Origin of the sequence: Oceanotoga sp. (assembly GCF_030445905.1) — a bacterium.
Lineage (GTDB): Bacteria > Thermotogota > Thermotogae > Petrotogales > Petrotogaceae > Oceanotoga > Oceanotoga teriensis.
The window spans coordinates 1-16528 of record NZ_JASUSU010000006.1; the positions used below are offsets into that span (position 1 = coordinate 1).

The following is a 16528-nucleotide window of genomic DNA, read 5'->3' on the forward strand; positions in this document are numbered from 1 at the left end:
AACAATTTAATTATAACCTATGGAGGTAAATATCCCTTTTAACATCGTTTAAAATTACTTTAAATAAACGTTTTTAGAATTTAGAAAGATACTATTTTAAGAGATCTATAATATTAGGAGGTGCAAATATGCTTAAGGGAGATAAAGTTATATTGAGGGCTTATAACAAAGATGATGTGAAAAATGCTTTAAAAAGTATTAATGATTTTGAAGTGAAACAATATTTAGATCCATCTATTCCATTTCCATTAAAATATGAAGATGAACTTAAATGGTATGAGCGTTTAAATCCAAAAGGGGATGGAACTTACAGTATGGCCATTGAAAATTTAGAAACTGGAGAATATATGGGTGGAATAGGTGTAAATTCTGTTGATTGGAAAAATTCTGTAGCCTCAATAGGATTATTTTTAGCTAAAGAATTTTGGAATAAAGGATATGGAACTGACTCTTTAAATGTACTTTTGAATTTTATTTTCAATGAAATGAATATAAATAAAGTCAAATTAAATGTTTATGATTTTAATAAAAGAGGTATAAGATGCTATGAGAAAGTTGGATTTGTTAAAGAAGGTGTATTGAGAGAAGAAATTTATAGAAATGGAAAATATAATGATGAAATAATAATGGGAATATTAAAAAGTGAATTTAAACAAAAAAATAATCAGGAGTAAAAAATATGCTCCTGATTTAATTAAAAACATTTATTCTCAAAAGAAGATAGCCTGTAGATAAAGTCAAACCCATTATGGCTACAAGCATACCAGGTTTCATGAAATCTGTAAATTTAATTTTTTCTTTAAAATTTGATTCTAACATACCAACCACAACCATATTTGATGCTGCTCCACTAATGGTTCCATTACCACCGAATGAAGCTCCTAAAGCAAGAGCCCACCAAAGTTCTGGACCATTTGGTATTTCTGGAACTAATGCTTTAACTATAGGAATAAATATTGTGACAACTGGAACAGCTCCTATAAAAGCAGATAATATACCGGATATCCAAAGGACTAATATTATTAATAGTGTAGGATGGCTTGAAAAGTTAAAGATCAATGAAGTTATATCATCAATTACTTCAGCAAGTTCTAAAGCTTTTACTATTGTGAACAGACCAATGAAGAAAAAAATCGTATCCCATTCTATCTCTTTTGAAACTTCTTCAAAAGATTTTCCCGATATCAAAAGCATTATTGCTCCACCTGTAAGAGCTATAAGTGCTGCTTCATAATCGAGGTACTCATGAATTAAAAATCCCGCAACTACAGCAAAGAAAACTATACTTCCCTTTATCAAAAGTGGTTTGTTTGTTATAGCTTTTTTAGGCTCAATATTCAAAAGATTTTTGAATTTATCTGGAGTGGCCTTTTTAAACTCTTTATTGTATAATAAAAAATAAAGTGTTGATATAAAAAAAGCTAAAACTGCTGGAATAACCATTACCGAGAAAAACTCTACAAAACTTTTTTGAGAAGCACTTGCAACCAATATGTTAGGAGGATCACCAATCATTGTTGCCGTACCACCTATATTTGCCGCAAAAATCATTGGAAATATTATGGCTTCAGGTTTAATTTCAGCTTCCTGACATATCAAAAGTATAACTGGTGAAAAAAGAAGTAATGTTGTTACATTATCCAATATACTGGATAGTACTGCGACAGTGGCAAGGGTTGTTATGAATATAGTATTTATATTTCCCTTTGAAAATTTTACTATATATCCTGCAATAGCTTGGAAAACACCCGTGCTCTTAAGTATTCCAACGAGAATCATCATTCCCATTAAGATACCTATAGTATTAAAATCGACATACTCACTTATGTTTTCTACTTTCATTTCATCTGAAACTTTAATCAATAAAGCCAATAAACCCATACTAAAAGCAATAACTGATTTATTGACTTTTCCAAAAATTATAAAGTAGTATGTCAATAAAAGAATACCTACCACAACAATCTTGGAAATCATGTTATTCCTCCTGCATAAAAATGTTTTAAAAGCCTAAAAAGTACTAATAAATATAATTTCAGCTTCTAACTAATTACATTATACATCAAAAACCTTTTTTTACAAATAAAAGATATTTTATATATTTAAAGATTTTTTATTTAAATTTAATTTTATTATTATAAAATTGAATGAATATATTTGAGGAGGTAAAAAAAATGAAAAAAAGTATTCTGATCATTATGATGGTTATTATATCTATTTTTACATTTTCTGCTACCCTTAGAGTAAATGTAGTTCCGCCAACATTAAAAAATGTTAATGGTGATTTATTATTTGTAACTGATTTTAAAACTGCTGGAATTGGTGCAGGAGCAGAATTACCTATTATATCATTTGCATATGATAATGATTTTGTATCTACGATGGGTATAGGTGTGGGCAAATATAATAAAGACATGGATATAAGATTTGTCCTAAAAGCAGGAACATATTCAACAAAAGCTTTTGGAACATTTGGGACTGATGGAATATCACTTGGAGCATTGGTGGGAGTAGCTGGTGGATATTTTAAAGCAGGTGCTTGGATAAGTCCGTTTAAATTATTTTTAGGATTTGAATTTTAAAGATGCCCTAAGGCATCTTTTTTTATTATAAATATATTTTAATTTTAAAAGTTATTAAGGTATAATTAAATATAATGGGGGGTGAACCTTATGATGGACAATTTAATAGGAATAATAGCTAGAGAAGAACCTGAAAAATTGTTAAAATCGATAGTTGAAGAAATCTCACAACAGATGAAAAATAAATTAAAAGAAGATATTTTATTATTTATTTATGAGCCTTCAAGAAAGGTTCTTAGACTCATAGGTAATACAACTGAAAAGAAAGAAATAAATGGTTGTAAAATAATGACTAAAGAAGAAAAAATCGAAAAAGAACTTTCTAAAAAATCTTTATTGAAGTATAAAATAAATGATGAACTTAAGGCTTTGAATACAGATTATATATATATATATCCTTTGATATCAGAAGAAAAACTTTTAGGTGTTGTTGGATTATTTAAAGAAAACATAAATATTGATACTTTAGAGAAAACCTTTTCTTCTTATGAAATAATATTAAAAATGGTGATGGAAAATCTCAGCATAAAAGAAATTAGGGAAAGAGTTTTACTTATAGAAAAAATAACAGATCTAATTCAAGAGACACTTGAAATAGAACAATTATATACTAAATATATAAAGATATTGAATGATTTTTTACATGCTGAAAAAGTTATTTATTGGGAACTACATGATGAAAAGCTTGTTTTTAAATATGGATATGGTATAGATAAAAATGAAATATTAAAAAAAGAATTATGTGAAAATTCTTTAGAATATGAAGCATTTAAAAAGACAGATAAACTTATAATAGGTAGAAAATCTTTTTTGAATTATGAAAAAATATTTGATATAGACTTAAAATCAGCCATGTTTTCGACATTGATAGTTGATGGAGAAAAAAAAGGTTTATTTGGAATTTATAACAGAAATATATCGGGATTGAGATTATATAAAAATTTTGATGAACTTGATTTTGATTTCTTTAAAGAGACAGTAAAAAAGATGAGTATAGGTGTTAGTAGAATAAACTTGTACAATAAAATAAAAAGTGAAAATGATGAATTAAAAAGTTTAAAAGAATCTACGGAAAATCTTATAGAGCTTCAAAACAATCAACTTGATAAGATGAACTCTTTACATAAAATTTCTCAAGCTATAAGATCTACATATGATAAAAATATGGCAATTAAAATAATGTTAATAGGTCTTACTTCTGGAAGAGGTTTGAGGTTTAATAGAGCACTTTATCTTGAAAAAGATAATTTAAGAGGATTTCTTGTTCCAAAACTTTGGATAGGCCCAGATAATTTTGAAAATGTTCATCAAGTTTGGGAAGAAGCCGATAGAAGAGCACTTAAATATGGAGAAATATCTCAATATTTGAGAGAAGAAGCTGTTAATTTGCCGGATACAAATAAATTAACAGAAAGTGTTGGAAACAAAGTTCTTGCATATAAAGGTCATCCTGTTCTTGAAAGAGTAGTTCAAAAAAGACAAATAGTTCATGTTAAACCAAATGTTTTAAAGGTGAAGGGTGAGGAATTAGAAGATATATACGATATAATAAAATGTGAAGAATTTTTAATATTTCCGATAACTGGTAGAACAGAAACAAAAGGTGTAGTTATAGTGGATAATATAGTTACCAGAAATGAAATAAGCGATCTCGATTCTGAAATAATAAAATTATTTCTTGATAGTACAGGGCTAGCCTTTGAAATGATAGAAAATTATAATGAACTAAGACATAAAAATAAAACTCTTGAAGAACAAAAAAATATGATGGATTATTATAGAAGATTTAAAGAAAATATTCTCCAAAATCTTGTTGTTGGAATAATAGTTGTTGATAGACAAGGTGAGATTATAGAATGGAATCAAAAATCTGAATTAATGTTTTCTAAACCAAGAGAAAATGTAATAGGACAAAATATAAGTATAATGAAAGAGACTTTTGGTGAAGATATTATAAATACTATAGATGAGGTGTATGAAAAACAAACAAATTTAAAATATCCGAGCTATAAATTGAATATAGGAGAAGATAAAAAGGTTTTTGATATACAATTTTCACCATTGAGAAATCCAGATCTTGGTTTTTTAGAAGGGGTAATAATACTTTTGGATGATGTTACAGAGTTATTTTCGCTTCAAAAAGAAATGGAAAAAAGAGAAAAACTTGCAGCAATAGGAGAAATGACTTCAAGAATAGCACATGAAATAAGAAATCCTTTAACTGTTATTGGAGGATTCTTAAAAAGAATGAATAAAAAAATAGATGATCCTAATTCAGTTAAGAAATATACAGATATAATAAATTCTGAACTCGTTAGACTTGAGGATATAGTTTCAGAAATACTTGAATATTCAAGAGGAAGTAAATTGCCAAGATTTGAGAAAATAAACTTTAATGATTTAATAGATGATGTATTGATGATGTATGAAGACTTTGTAGAACAAAAAAATATAGATTTAAAAATAATGAAAAATACAGATATAATAAACATGGATATAGATAGAAATAGAATAAAACAGGTGTTGATAAATCTAATAAAAAATGCAATAGAAGTAGTTTCTGATGAAGGAAATATAAGAATAAAGACTGGTATAGAAAAACAAAAAACAGCATACTTTGAGATATACAATGATGGAGAGCCCATACCTGAAGAAGCGAAAGAAAAATTATTTATGCCTTTTTTCACTACAAAAACAAATGGTACTGGTTTGGGATTGCCAATTTGTAAAAAAATAATAGAGGAAGAACATAAAGGAAAACTATATTTGGTAAAATCGAATGAAGATGGAACAGTTTTCAAGTTTGAAATACCTATTAATTAACATTTAGGGAGGGATTTAAAATGGCAAGAATATTAATTGTAGACGATGAGGATAACTTAAGATTACTTATAAAAGAAGAACTTGAAGAAGCTGGATACGATGTAATAGATGCATCAAGTGCAAAAAAAGCTTTAGAAATATTCAAAGAAGAAGATATAGACTTATTATGTACAGACATAGAAATGCCGGATATGAATGGTTTAGAACTTGCCGGAGAGATAAGAAAAAAATATTCAGAAACAAAAATAATACTTTTGACCGCTTATTCTCATTATAAGAGCGAGATGGCATCTTGGGCAGCAGATGCTTATGTCGTAAAATCTATGGATTTAACAGAATTAAAAGATATAATAGCTAATATATTAAAGATTTAGTTTATTAAACATTTTAATAATAAAAAATTGTGCCTTTTTAGGCACAATTTTGTCAATATATTTGCAAAAAAAATATAATATAATAAAAACAATTGTATAATAAACTAAAAATATTAAATAAAATATTTTATATTCTAAATAATACAAAACTCGGAGGTGTAAAAAATGGACTACAAAGATTCGTTGAATCTACCAAAGACCAACTTTAAAATGAAAGCTAATTTAAAGGATAAAGAGCCATTAACATTAAAAGAATGGCGAAAAATGGATCTTGAAAAAAAAGTAAGAAAAGAAAAATCAGAAATGCCAAAATTTCTTTTACATGATGGACCTCCATATGCAAATGGAGAAATTCATATGGGACATGCATTGAATAAAGTTTTAAAAGATATAGTTATTAAATATAAAACTATGAGTGGACATAATGTACCATATGTTCCGGGTTGGGATACTCATGGTCTCCCAATAGAACATAAAGTTACAACTGAACTTGGCGAAAAAGCTAAACATATGACAAAACTTGAAATAAGGAAATTATGTAAAAAATATGCTTTAAAACATGTTGAAAAACAAAAAAAGGGATTTGAAAGACTTGGTATAAGAGGAGAATGGGATAATCCATATATAACTCTTGATCCAGTTTATGAATCAGGAGTTCTTGAGACATTAAAATCTTTGGTTGAAACAGGTAATGTATACAGAAATAAAAAGCCTATATATTGGTGTACTGAATGTCAAACGGCTTTGGCTGAGGCTGAAGTAGAGTATCATGATCATTCTTCTCCATCTATATATGTAAAATTTCCATTTGAAGATAAAAATACTTATATAATAATTTGGACTACAACTCCATGGACACTTCCTGCTAATGTAGCTATAGCACTTCATAGAAGTTTTGATTATGTAAAAGTTGAAGTTGAGGGTGAAAAATGGATAATGGCCGAAGCATTGGTTGAAAAAGTTATGAAAATAGCTGGAAAAGAGAAATATGAAATAGTTGAAAGATTTAAGGGAAAAGATTTAGAAAATAAATCTGCAAAACATCCGTTTATAGATAGAGAATCAAAAATAGTATTAGCAGATTATGTAACACTTGAAGATGGTACAGGATGTGTTCACACTGCACCAGGTCATGGAGCTGATGACTATATAACAGGATTAAAAAATAAATTACCAGTTCTTTCTCCAGTTGATTATAAAGGCGAATTTACTGAAGAAGCAGGAAAATATGAAGGACTTAAAATTTGGGAAGGAAACAAAGTAATAATTGAAGATCTCAAAAACAGTGGTTATCTCGTTGCATTACAGAATATAGAACATTCATATCCACATTGTTGGAGATGTAAAAATCCTATAATATTTAGAGCTACAGAGCAATGGTTTATAAGTGTTGATCATAATGGTTTGAGAGAAAAAGTTCTTGATGAGATTGATAAAGTTCAATGGATACCGGAATGGGGAGAAAAAAGATTTAAGGGTATGGTTCAAGATAAACCAGATTGGTGTATATCAAGACAAAGAGCTTGGGGAATACCTATACCTGCCATCAAGTGTGACGAATGTGGCGAAGTAACATTAACAGTTGAACAGATGAATCATTTTATAGATATAGTTAAAAAAGAAGGAACTGATTCGTGGTTTGAGAAAGACATAAAAGAACTCATACCAGAAGGATTTAAATGTCCTAAATGTGGTGGAATACATTTTACAAAAGAAGAAGATATACTCGATGTTTGGATAGACTCTGGAGCTTCTTGGGAGTCCGTTGTAAATTCAAGAGAGGCCTTGAATAAATACCCTGTTGATTTATATCTTGAAGGATCTGATCAACATAGAGGATGGTTCCAAAGTTCTATGTTCCTCTCAGTGGGTAAAAATGGAGTTGCTCCTTATAAATCTGTTCTCACTCATGGATTTATAAAAGATGAAGAAGGAGAAAAAATGTCAAAATCCAAAGGAAATGGAATAAGTCCTAATGATATAATTGAAAAAGATGGTGCTGATTTATTAAGACTTTGGGTTGCTTCATCTGATTACAGAGGAGATATAAGAATATCTTTTGAAATACTTAAACAACAAAGTGAAGTATACAGAAAATTTAGAAATACATTGAGATTCTTATTGGGTAATATATCAGATTTTGATCCAAATAATGATTATGTTGAATTTAATGATCTTTATGAAATAGATAAATGGGCTATGATAAGGCTTAATGATTTAATAGAAAAGGTTACTGGATTTTATGAAAATTATGAATTTTATAGAGTTCATCATTTACTAAATAATTTCTGTACTACAGATATGAGTTCTATTTATCTCGATATAATAAAAGATAGAATATATACAGAAGGAAAGAAGTCAAAACTCAGAAGATCTGCACAAACAGTTATGTATGAAATAGCTATGGCATTAACTAAAATGATGGCTCCTATACTAACTTTTACAGCCGAAGAAATATATAAATATCTTCCAGAAAGTGCAAGAAAGTATGACACAATACAATTAGAAGAATGGCCAAAATTAAATATAAATAAAGATGAAAATCTAATTCAAAAATGGAATTTAATACTTTCTGTAAGGGATGATGTTACAAAAGCTCTTGAAGAGAAAAGAAGAGAAAAATTTATAGGAAATTCTCTCGAAGCTAAAGTAATAATAGAACCTAAAAATGAAGAAATAAAAGAAGCTTTATCATCTACAGATCCTTATCTATTATCTGATGTGTTCATAACTTCTCAGATAGAAATAAATAATGTAGAAAAAGGATTTGAAGGAGAAAAAGTTAAGGTTGCCGTTGTTAAAGCAGAAGGAGAAAAGTGTGAAAGATGTTGGAAAATAGATCCAAAAACAGGTGAAGATGAACAACATGAAGGAACATGTCCAAGATGTGCAGCTGTTTTAAGGGGAGAAAGAGAAAATTAAATAATTGGCGTGGCTAAAAGCCACGCTCTCATTGAACTGAGGTGATAAGATTTGAACAATATATTTGTATTTATGGACTATCAAAACCAACCAGTTGACCCGGAATTAGTTGTACAAAAATTAGAAGAACATGGAAAATTAGTTGGAGGAAAAGCTTATGGACATTGGTCGAAATATCCGGCAACGATGTTTTCATTTTCAAGGCATGGAATAGAATTAATTGAAATGCCGGAAGATGGATTTGGAAACAAAAAAGGAAATGATATAAAACTTGCCGTAGACGCAATTGAAACAATGTTTTCTCTTCCCCATATTGAAACCTTTGTTTTGGTAACCGGAGATGCTGATTTTGTACCTCTTGTAAAAAAATTGAGGACATACGGAAAAACAGTTTATGTAATAGGTAGAAGTAAAAATACTTCTCCAGATATGCAATTTGCAGCTGACACATATATCCCTTATGAAGAAATAGTAAAATCTGAAAAAGTTAATTCAACTGATTCTTTTGAAGATTTAGTCGATGAAATGATAAGAATAATGGATGAAAAAAGTCTTCAACCAGATGAAACTGTTGTAAAAAGAATAGTAACTGGAATGGGAGTTTATTATGGAAACTTTGGATATAAAACTATGGGAGATTTTGTTGAAGGTCTTTTAAAAAATATAAGAAAAAAGATGTTCAAAGAATCTTATGAATATTCAGAGTATGAAGAGAATTATATGAGGTTTTTAGAAAGACTTGTTGCAACATCGAATACACCTTTTGATGTTGAAAAGCTTGAAAAAATAGCTAAATCAAGACATCAATGGATATCTAAAAACTCAAATTTAGATAGCCTTGAAAATTTTATCCAGAACATGATAGGTTCTGGAAAATTAAAAGAAACAAAAGATAAGTTTTTATATGTTCCAGCACCGAGAAGATGGGAAATAAAATATGATAAAATTCTTCCTTATCCAGAACTTAGAGCTGAATTTGGGAAACATGTATATGAATTATTTATGAAGAGAAAAGTAAGTACGATATCAGAGGCCTTACATGTTTCAAAAGAAAATTTAAATCTTACAAATAAAGTAATAGGTTCTTTTGGTATAGCATTAAAATTTTCTGGTATGTTTATCGGAAAAGATGGAAGTGATTATGTAAGTTTAAAAACTCCCGTTAAATTAAATGGGACATATGAAGAATTTAAACTCACGCTTGATACTTTTTATGTTAAAAGAATTTTGAAAGATGAAAATATAAATGAAGGACAGTTAGATAAAGTTTCAATACATGTTTTTAATGATAAAGATCATGAAAAGACGAAAAAGGTTTTGGATTTCATGATAAAAACAAAAGATGTATTCTATGAAAAGCCATATTATAAGTATAAAGATAAAAAATAATGACGTCAATGACGTCATTATTTTTTTAAGAATTATTATTTTATAAATTGTGTAAATGCAAAAGCTACACCAGCTGATATAACAACTGAGATCAATATATCTAATATATCTACTCCGCCATTTCCAGATTCTGCTACAGCTTTTTTATTAGCTTCTACTTCTTTTGAAAGTTCATCAACAGAGCTTTGAACTGTATTCAAAGAAGATTTTATATTAGAAATATCTTTTCTATTGGTATCTATATCAACTATAGAATTCTCAAGTGCTTTGATTTTACTTTGTACATCACTTATACTCATTGAATCAGATTTCATATCTATTTTAGAATTCAAATTAGATAAAAGAGTATTTATTCTTTCTATTTCTTTTTGATTTGAATATGTTTCATTAGAAACATTATTTAGTTTAGATTGAATAGATGTATTTGCAGAAGAAAGGTTTTGAATATTTTCCAATAAAGCATTATTTTCATTTTCCATTCTTGCAAGTCTTGTATTTATATTAGAAATAGAATCTTGATTTATAGATGAATTTGTCATATCTTTTACTTTAGATTCCAATTCATCTATTTTTACAGTTGCATAACTCAATAATTCATAAGAACTCTGTAATTGATTCAAAGAATTTTCAACTTTATTAACCCTAACTGATAAAGCATTAACCTCTGAATTAGAAGCTGAAGAAGTATTTCCAGATGACATAGAACTTACTTTTTTGTCAAGTTGAGAAATTTTTTCAGCTAAAGGAGCTATAAGATTTTGCTGTGTGTAATCGATAGTTCTTGATACAGTTAAAGTTAATTGATATCTATTAACTGTGTCCATACCTTTAAAGGTACCATCAGGATATCCTTCTAAAATACCGATAGAAGAAATTTTTTGTACAGCATCGTATGCCCAGTGATTAACAGGAACATCCTTAAATGTTTGGGCAAAAGCTGAACCAAAAGCTAACGTTAAAACCATTGTGATGATAAGTAGTTTTTTCACAACGACACCCCCTGTAAAATAGTTTTTTTCTATTACTATTTTATCATAAAAGATGGTAAAATAGTAATGTCCTTAGGCTATAATACATTAGCAAACTTAGAAAACAATAAAAAATTTTTATATGTTAGATGTTTTGGAGGTGTTCAATTTTGTTAAAAAGGACTCATACTTGTGGAGAATTAAATTCTTCAAATTCAGGTCAAGAAGTTATTCTAAATGGTTGGGTAGATAGAATAAGAGATCTTGGCGGAATAAAATTCATAATGCTCAGAGACAGATACGGTAAAACACAGGTTTTCTTTGATCCAAATGAAAATCAAGATTTATATCAAAAGGCTTTAAAACTCGGTAATGAATATACTGTATCAATCAAAGGTATAGTAAAAGAAAGACCAGCAGATGCAATAAATACAGACATGAAGACAGGTGATATCGAGATTCATGCAACAGAATTAGAAATCCTTTCAGAATCAGAAACTCCACCTATTTATGTTAATAGAGATGAAGAGATATCAGAAAATTTGAGATTAAAGTATAGATATTTAGATTTAAGAAAAGAAAAGATGCAAAAAAATATTATTTTAAGACATAGAGTAATGCAAGCGGCTAGAAATTATCTTTCAAACAAAGATTTTCTTGAAATAGAGACTCCATTTTTAAACAAATCAACACCAGAAGGAGCAAGAGATTTTGTAGTTCCATCCAGAATAAAAAAGGGGAATTTTTATGCCCTTCCACAATCACCACAAATTTTTAAACAACTTTTGATGGTTTCAGGTATGGATAAATATTTCCAAATTGCAAGATGTTTTAGAGATGAAGATTTTAGAGCTGATAGACAGCCTGAATTTACTCAAATAGATTTTGAAGCTTCATTTGTTGATAAAGAAGATATTTTTGAAATAGGAGAAGGCCTTGTAAAAGAATGTTTTGATAAAGGTCTCAATGTTGAAATAGAAACTCCATTTAAAAGAATGACATATAAAGAAGCTATGAACAAATATGGAAGTGATAAACCAGATACGAGATATGGTATGGAATTAAATGATATAACTGAATACTTTAAAAATACAAAAGCTAAATTCTTAAAAAGCGTAATAGATGAAAACGGTGTTATAAAAGGATTTTCAATACCTGAAAAAGCTAATGAATTTTCAAGAAAAAAATTTGATGAATTAACAGATCTTGCAAAACAATTTGGTGCATCAGGATTGATTTGGATATCAAAAGAAGAAAATAAAGATGTAAAATCCACAATAAAAAAATTAGCTGAAGAAGAAATTAATAATCTTTTAAATGATGGTATAATAAACGATGGAGAAGTCATGTTAATAGTTGCGGGAGAATTATCAAAAGTTAATAAAATATTGGGTCAATTAAGGGCAACTATTATAAGAGACGAATATGTTAAAAAAGATGGTTTTGATATAATGTGGATAACGGATTTTCCTATGTTCTCATGGAATGAAGAAGAACAAAGACTTGAAGCAGAACATCATCCATTTACAATGCCTAACGTTGAAGATCTTGAAATGTATAAAGATGAACCGCTTAAAATAAATTCTCAATCTTATGATCTCGTAATAAATGGCTATGAAATGGCAAGTGGAAGTGTCAGAATACATAGAAAAGATATTCAAAACAAAGTATTTGAAATAATAGGATTAAAAGAAGAAGAAATAACTGATAAATTCGGTTTTTTACTTGAAGCTTTTAGATATGGTCCTCCACCACATGCTGGAGCAGCATTGGGAATGGATAGATTAGTAGCTGTAATGGCAGGAGAAGATTCAATAAAAGAAGTAATAGCTTTTCCAAAAACAGCTACAGGTTCAGATCCAATGGCAGAAGCACCATCAAAATTATCTGAATATCAACTCAAAGAATTAAATATAATTTTAAAAAATGATTAGTTAAAGGAGTATAACTCCTTTAACATCTTATAATTTGAACAATTATTTAGGAGGGGTAAAATGGACTTTGTTATAACTTTTAGTGAAAATGAAAAAGCTTTTGTTGCAAAGGTATCAGGAGATATAGATGCTTATCATTCGGCAACATTTAAGCAAAAGATAATAGAACATATGGATAATATCGATAAGAAGATAATAGCTGTTGACCTATCAGAAGTTTCATATATAGATAGTGCGGGACTTGGAGCTATTGTATCTTTAATAAAAGAATCAAAAAAACATGAAAAAGAAGTAGTTCTTCTTTCTTTACAAAATCAAATAAGAAGAATATTTGAAATGACAAAACTTGATAAAATAATAAGAACAGAAGATACGATTGAAGAAGTTTAGAGAGGAAGGTAATCTTGATAAGAATAGCAATAGACGGACCAGCCGGTTCCGGAAAATCGACTATGGCAAAAATAATAGCGAATAAACTTAAAATTAATTATCTCGATAGTGGAGCTTTATACAGAATCATTGGTTATTATTGTGTTAAAAATAATATAGATCTTGAAGATAAAAAAAGCATAAAAGATATTTTACCTCAAATAAAAATAGACCTGAAAGATCATAAATATTTTCTAAACGATGAAGAAATATCCGAACAAATAAGAAATGCTGAATCAGGGAATTATGCCTCTATGGTTGCTAAAGTTCCTGAAGTAAGAGAAAAAATAAATCAAATATTAAGAACTATGTCTCAAGAGATGTCTACTGTGATAGATGGAAGAGACATAGGAACTGTTGTTATTCCTGATGCAGAGGTAAAAATATTTTTAACAGCTTCAGTTGAAGAGAGAGCAAAAAGAAGATATGATGAACTTTCTGAAAAGGGTAAAAAAGTAGATTATAAAAGTATATTAGAACAAATAATATTTAGAGATAAAGCTGATAGTTCAAGAAGTATAGCCCCTTTAAAGCCAGCTGAAGAAGCTATAAAAATAAATACTACAAATATGGATATAGAAGAAGTTACAAAAAAGATTATTGAAATAATAAAGGAAAAAAATCATGGAAATTAGAATTTCAGATAATGTTGGATTTTGTTATGGAGTGAATAGAGCATTTAATAATACAATTAAATTAAATGATAAAAAAAACATATATATGTATGGACAACTAGTACATAATAATTCTGTTATCGAAAAGATAACAAATACTGGAATAAAAATATTTGAGAATATAGATAATCTTCCAGAGAATAGTTATAAAAGCACAGTAATAATAAGAGCTCATGGAATAACGAGTAAAGAAAGAGAAATACTTGAAAAAAACTTCAAACAAGTCATTGATATGACATGTCCAATAGTAACAAACCTTATAAAACTTTCTAAAGGTATACAAGAAAAAGGATATTATATAGTAGTTTATGGTAAAGAAAGCCATCCTGAAATGAGAGGGTTAAAAGGAAATCTTTCTGAAGATAAAATACTTATAACAAAAGAGCCTTTAAAACTTCAAAATGAAAGCAAGGTGTGTATAATTTCACAAACTACGGTTGACTATCCTTCATTTAAAAAATTCTATTTAAAAATGCTGGAAATAAATCAATTTTCTGATATAATTATAAAAAATACTATATGTAGAGAGACATATATGAGAGAACAGCAAGCTCTGGAAATATCTCAATGGGCTGATAAAGTTTTTGTTATTGGAGGTAAAAACAGTTCAAATACAACAAAGCTTTATAAAATCTCTAAAATGAATTGTAAAAACTCTTATCATATAGAATCAATTGAAGAAATTAAAGAGGTTGTTATAAATAAAGAAGACAAAATAGGTATATTAACAGGGGCCTCTACTCCTTTATGGCAACTTGAAAACATAAAAAAACATATAGAAGGCAATATTTCTTAATATAAAAGGGAGGTTTATCGTTATGAACGAAAATTTCGAAGACTTATTGAAGGAAGAAGAAATAAACGAACTGAAAAAAGGAAAGGTATTAGAGGGAGTTTTATTAAATAAAAGCTCAGATGGTATATGGGTTGCTCTCGATGCCACAGGGGATGTTTTTGTTAAAAGAGAAGAATTATTAAAAAATATTTCTGAATATAAAATAGGTGAAAAAATAACTGTAAAAGTTATAAAAACAAATGATGCTGAAGGATTTAACACAGCATCTGAAAAAAGAGCACAGGCAGAAAAATTAATGGATGAAATAGAAGAAGGAAGCCTTGTAAATGTTAAATTTGAATCAAGAGCTAAAAATGGCTATATTGTATTGATAGAAAATGCAATAAAGGCGTTTTTACCAGGTTCATTATCGATGTTGAGACCAGAGGATGAAATGCCAAAAGATTCTCAAAGAATGAAAGTAATACAAAAAAGAGGAAGAAAAGTAGTTGTATCTAAAAGAGATGCAGTTGAAGAATCCATAAAAGAAGTTTATGAAAATTATAAAGAAAATATGATAGTTGAAGGTATAATTGAAAGCATAAAAGATTTTGGTGCTTTTGTTAAATTAAATGAACATGTTACAGCTTTAATACCGAGAAGTGAAGTTAGCTGGGATAAGAACACAAGAATAAATAAACAGCTTTCAGAAGGTGAAAAGGTAAGAGGTGTAATCATAAATCTAGATAAAAATGCTAAAAAAATATCAATGTCTTTAAAACAATTAAAAGAAGATCCATGGGAAGATGTTGAAAAGAAATATCCAATAGGATCAGTTCAAAAAGGAAATATTACAAAATTATTTCCATTCGGATTTACTGTAAAACTTGAAAATGCTGTTGAAGGATTGGTTCATGAATCTGAAATATTCTGGGGTAGAAAAGGAAAAATAGCCGATATTGCTTCAGAAGGAGATAGAGTAGAAGTAAAGGTATTAGATATAGATAAAGGAAGAAATAGAATAAGTTTAAGTTATAAACAGGCATTGGGAAATCCTTGGGAAGAAGCAGAAGAAAAGTATCTTGAAGGAAATATAGTTAATGGAATAGTGGAAAAAATACTTGCAAACGGAGCAATAATAAAACTTGAAGAAGGACTTACTGGATTTTTACATGTATCTGAATTATCTTGGAATTTTGTAGATAATGTTGAAGATGTTTTAAAAGAAGGAGAAAAAATAAAAGTTAAAATATTGAATCTTGATAAAGAAAATCAAAAAATAAAATTATCTTTAAAACAGGCCAAAGAAAATCCATGGAAATTGATATCAGAGAAAGTACAAAAGGGAGACATACTCACAGGAAAAATAACAAGATTTGTAGATAAAGGTGCTGTTGTATTGATAAATGATTATGAAGTAGAAGCTTTTATGCCTGGAAGTAAGGCAACAGAAAACAGAACAGACGATATAAAAGAAGTCTTAGAGGTAGGAAGCCCTATAACTGGAAAAGTACTCGATATAGAATTTCAAAGTGATCAACAAAGAGGAAACTTAGTTTTGAGTGTATTAGATTATATAAAAGAAAAGGAAAAAGAAGAAGGCTTAAAAATAATGGAAGAAATGAATTCTGAAGAAGAATAAAAGCTTTCCTTTTTTAAGG

General features: G+C 28.5%; 13 protein-coding genes. 11 read left to right on the forward strand and 2 right to left on the reverse strand.

The features are described 5' to 3' along the window. Positions 1 to 128 precede the first annotated feature (128 nt). The gene (locus PWP28_RS02720; protein ID WP_109605373.1) at positions 129 to 674 is read left to right on the forward strand and encodes a GNAT family N-acetyltransferase; all 546 of its coding nucleotides are present in this window, start codon (positions 129 to 131) and stop codon (positions 672 to 674) included. 16 nt (positions 675 to 690) lie between these two features. On the opposite strand, the gene PWP28_RS02725 is transcribed toward PWP28_RS02720, so the two are convergent. After that, positions 691 to 1974, reverse strand: coding sequence for a sodium:proton antiporter (locus PWP28_RS02725; protein WP_109605371.1), 1284 nt, complete (start codon positions 1972 to 1974; stop codon positions 691 to 693). Positions 1975 to 2171: 197 nt separating this feature from the next. Between PWP28_RS02725 and PWP28_RS02730 the strand changes: the two genes are divergently transcribed. From PWP28_RS02730 to PWP28_RS02750, 5 genes are all read left to right on the forward strand, one after another. Beyond that, entirely contained in the window at positions 2172 to 2579 is a 408-nt protein-coding gene (locus tag PWP28_RS02730) for a hypothetical protein (protein ID WP_109605369.1), read from the forward strand. 90 nt (positions 2580 to 2669) lie between these two features. Further along, positions 2670 to 5402 carry an ATP-binding protein gene (locus tag PWP28_RS02735; protein ID WP_109605367.1) on the forward strand — a complete coding sequence of 911 codons (2733 nt, stop codon included), beginning with the start codon at positions 2670 to 2672 and terminating at the stop codon, positions 5400 to 5402. Positions 5403 to 5422: 20 nt separating this feature from the next. Further along, complete coding sequence (locus PWP28_RS02740) at positions 5423 to 5776, forward strand: response regulator (RefSeq protein WP_109605365.1); 354 nt, start codon at positions 5423 to 5425, stop codon at positions 5774 to 5776. A 165-nt stretch (positions 5777 to 5941) separates the two neighbouring features. Further along, entirely contained in the window at positions 5942 to 8698 is a 2757-nt protein-coding gene (ileS, locus tag PWP28_RS02745; RefSeq protein ID WP_109605363.1) for an isoleucine--tRNA ligase, read from the forward strand. Between the two features lie 51 nt (positions 8699 to 8749). Continuing rightward, entirely contained in the window at positions 8750 to 10087 is a 1338-nt protein-coding gene (locus PWP28_RS02750; protein WP_109605361.1) for an NYN domain-containing protein, read from the forward strand. 35 nt (positions 10088 to 10122) lie between these two features. Here the strand turns inward: PWP28_RS02750 and PWP28_RS02755 are convergent, their stop codons facing one another. Further along, positions 10123 to 11076: an S-layer homology domain-containing protein gene (locus tag PWP28_RS02755; protein ID WP_146192165.1), complete on the reverse strand. Its 954-nt coding sequence runs from the start codon at positions 11074 to 11076 to the stop codon at positions 10123 to 10125. Positions 11077 to 11204: 128 nt separating this feature from the next. Here PWP28_RS02755 and aspS point away from each other — a divergent pair, with 128 nt between their 5' ends. Genes aspS through PWP28_RS02780 form a run of 5 tightly spaced genes read left to right on the forward strand, consistent with a single transcriptional unit; the run spans position 11205 to position 16509 of the window. After that, complete coding sequence (gene aspS, locus PWP28_RS02760; protein ID WP_369426130.1) at positions 11205 to 12989, forward strand: aspartate--tRNA ligase; 1785 nt, start codon at positions 11205 to 11207, stop codon at positions 12987 to 12989. 60 nt (positions 12990 to 13049) lie between these two features. Then, positions 13050 to 13379, forward strand: a complete 330-nt coding sequence (locus tag PWP28_RS02765) for an STAS domain-containing protein (protein WP_109605356.1) — start codon at positions 13050 to 13052, stop codon at positions 13377 to 13379. Positions 13380 to 13390: 11 nt separating this feature from the next. Further along, complete coding sequence (cmk, locus tag PWP28_RS02770) at positions 13391 to 14053, forward strand: (d)CMP kinase (RefSeq protein WP_374045478.1); 663 nt, start codon at positions 13391 to 13393, stop codon at positions 14051 to 14053. Further along, entirely contained in the window at positions 14043 to 14888 is an 846-nt protein-coding gene (ispH, locus tag PWP28_RS02775; protein ID WP_308644213.1) for a 4-hydroxy-3-methylbut-2-enyl diphosphate reductase, read from the forward strand. The genes cmk and ispH overlap by 11 nt, the downstream gene beginning before the upstream one ends. 22 nt (positions 14889 to 14910) lie before the next feature. After that, positions 14911 to 16509, forward strand: a complete 1599-nt coding sequence (locus PWP28_RS02780; protein WP_308644214.1) for a S1 RNA-binding domain-containing protein — start codon at positions 14911 to 14913, stop codon at positions 16507 to 16509. Positions 16510 to 16528 lie beyond the last annotated feature (19 nt).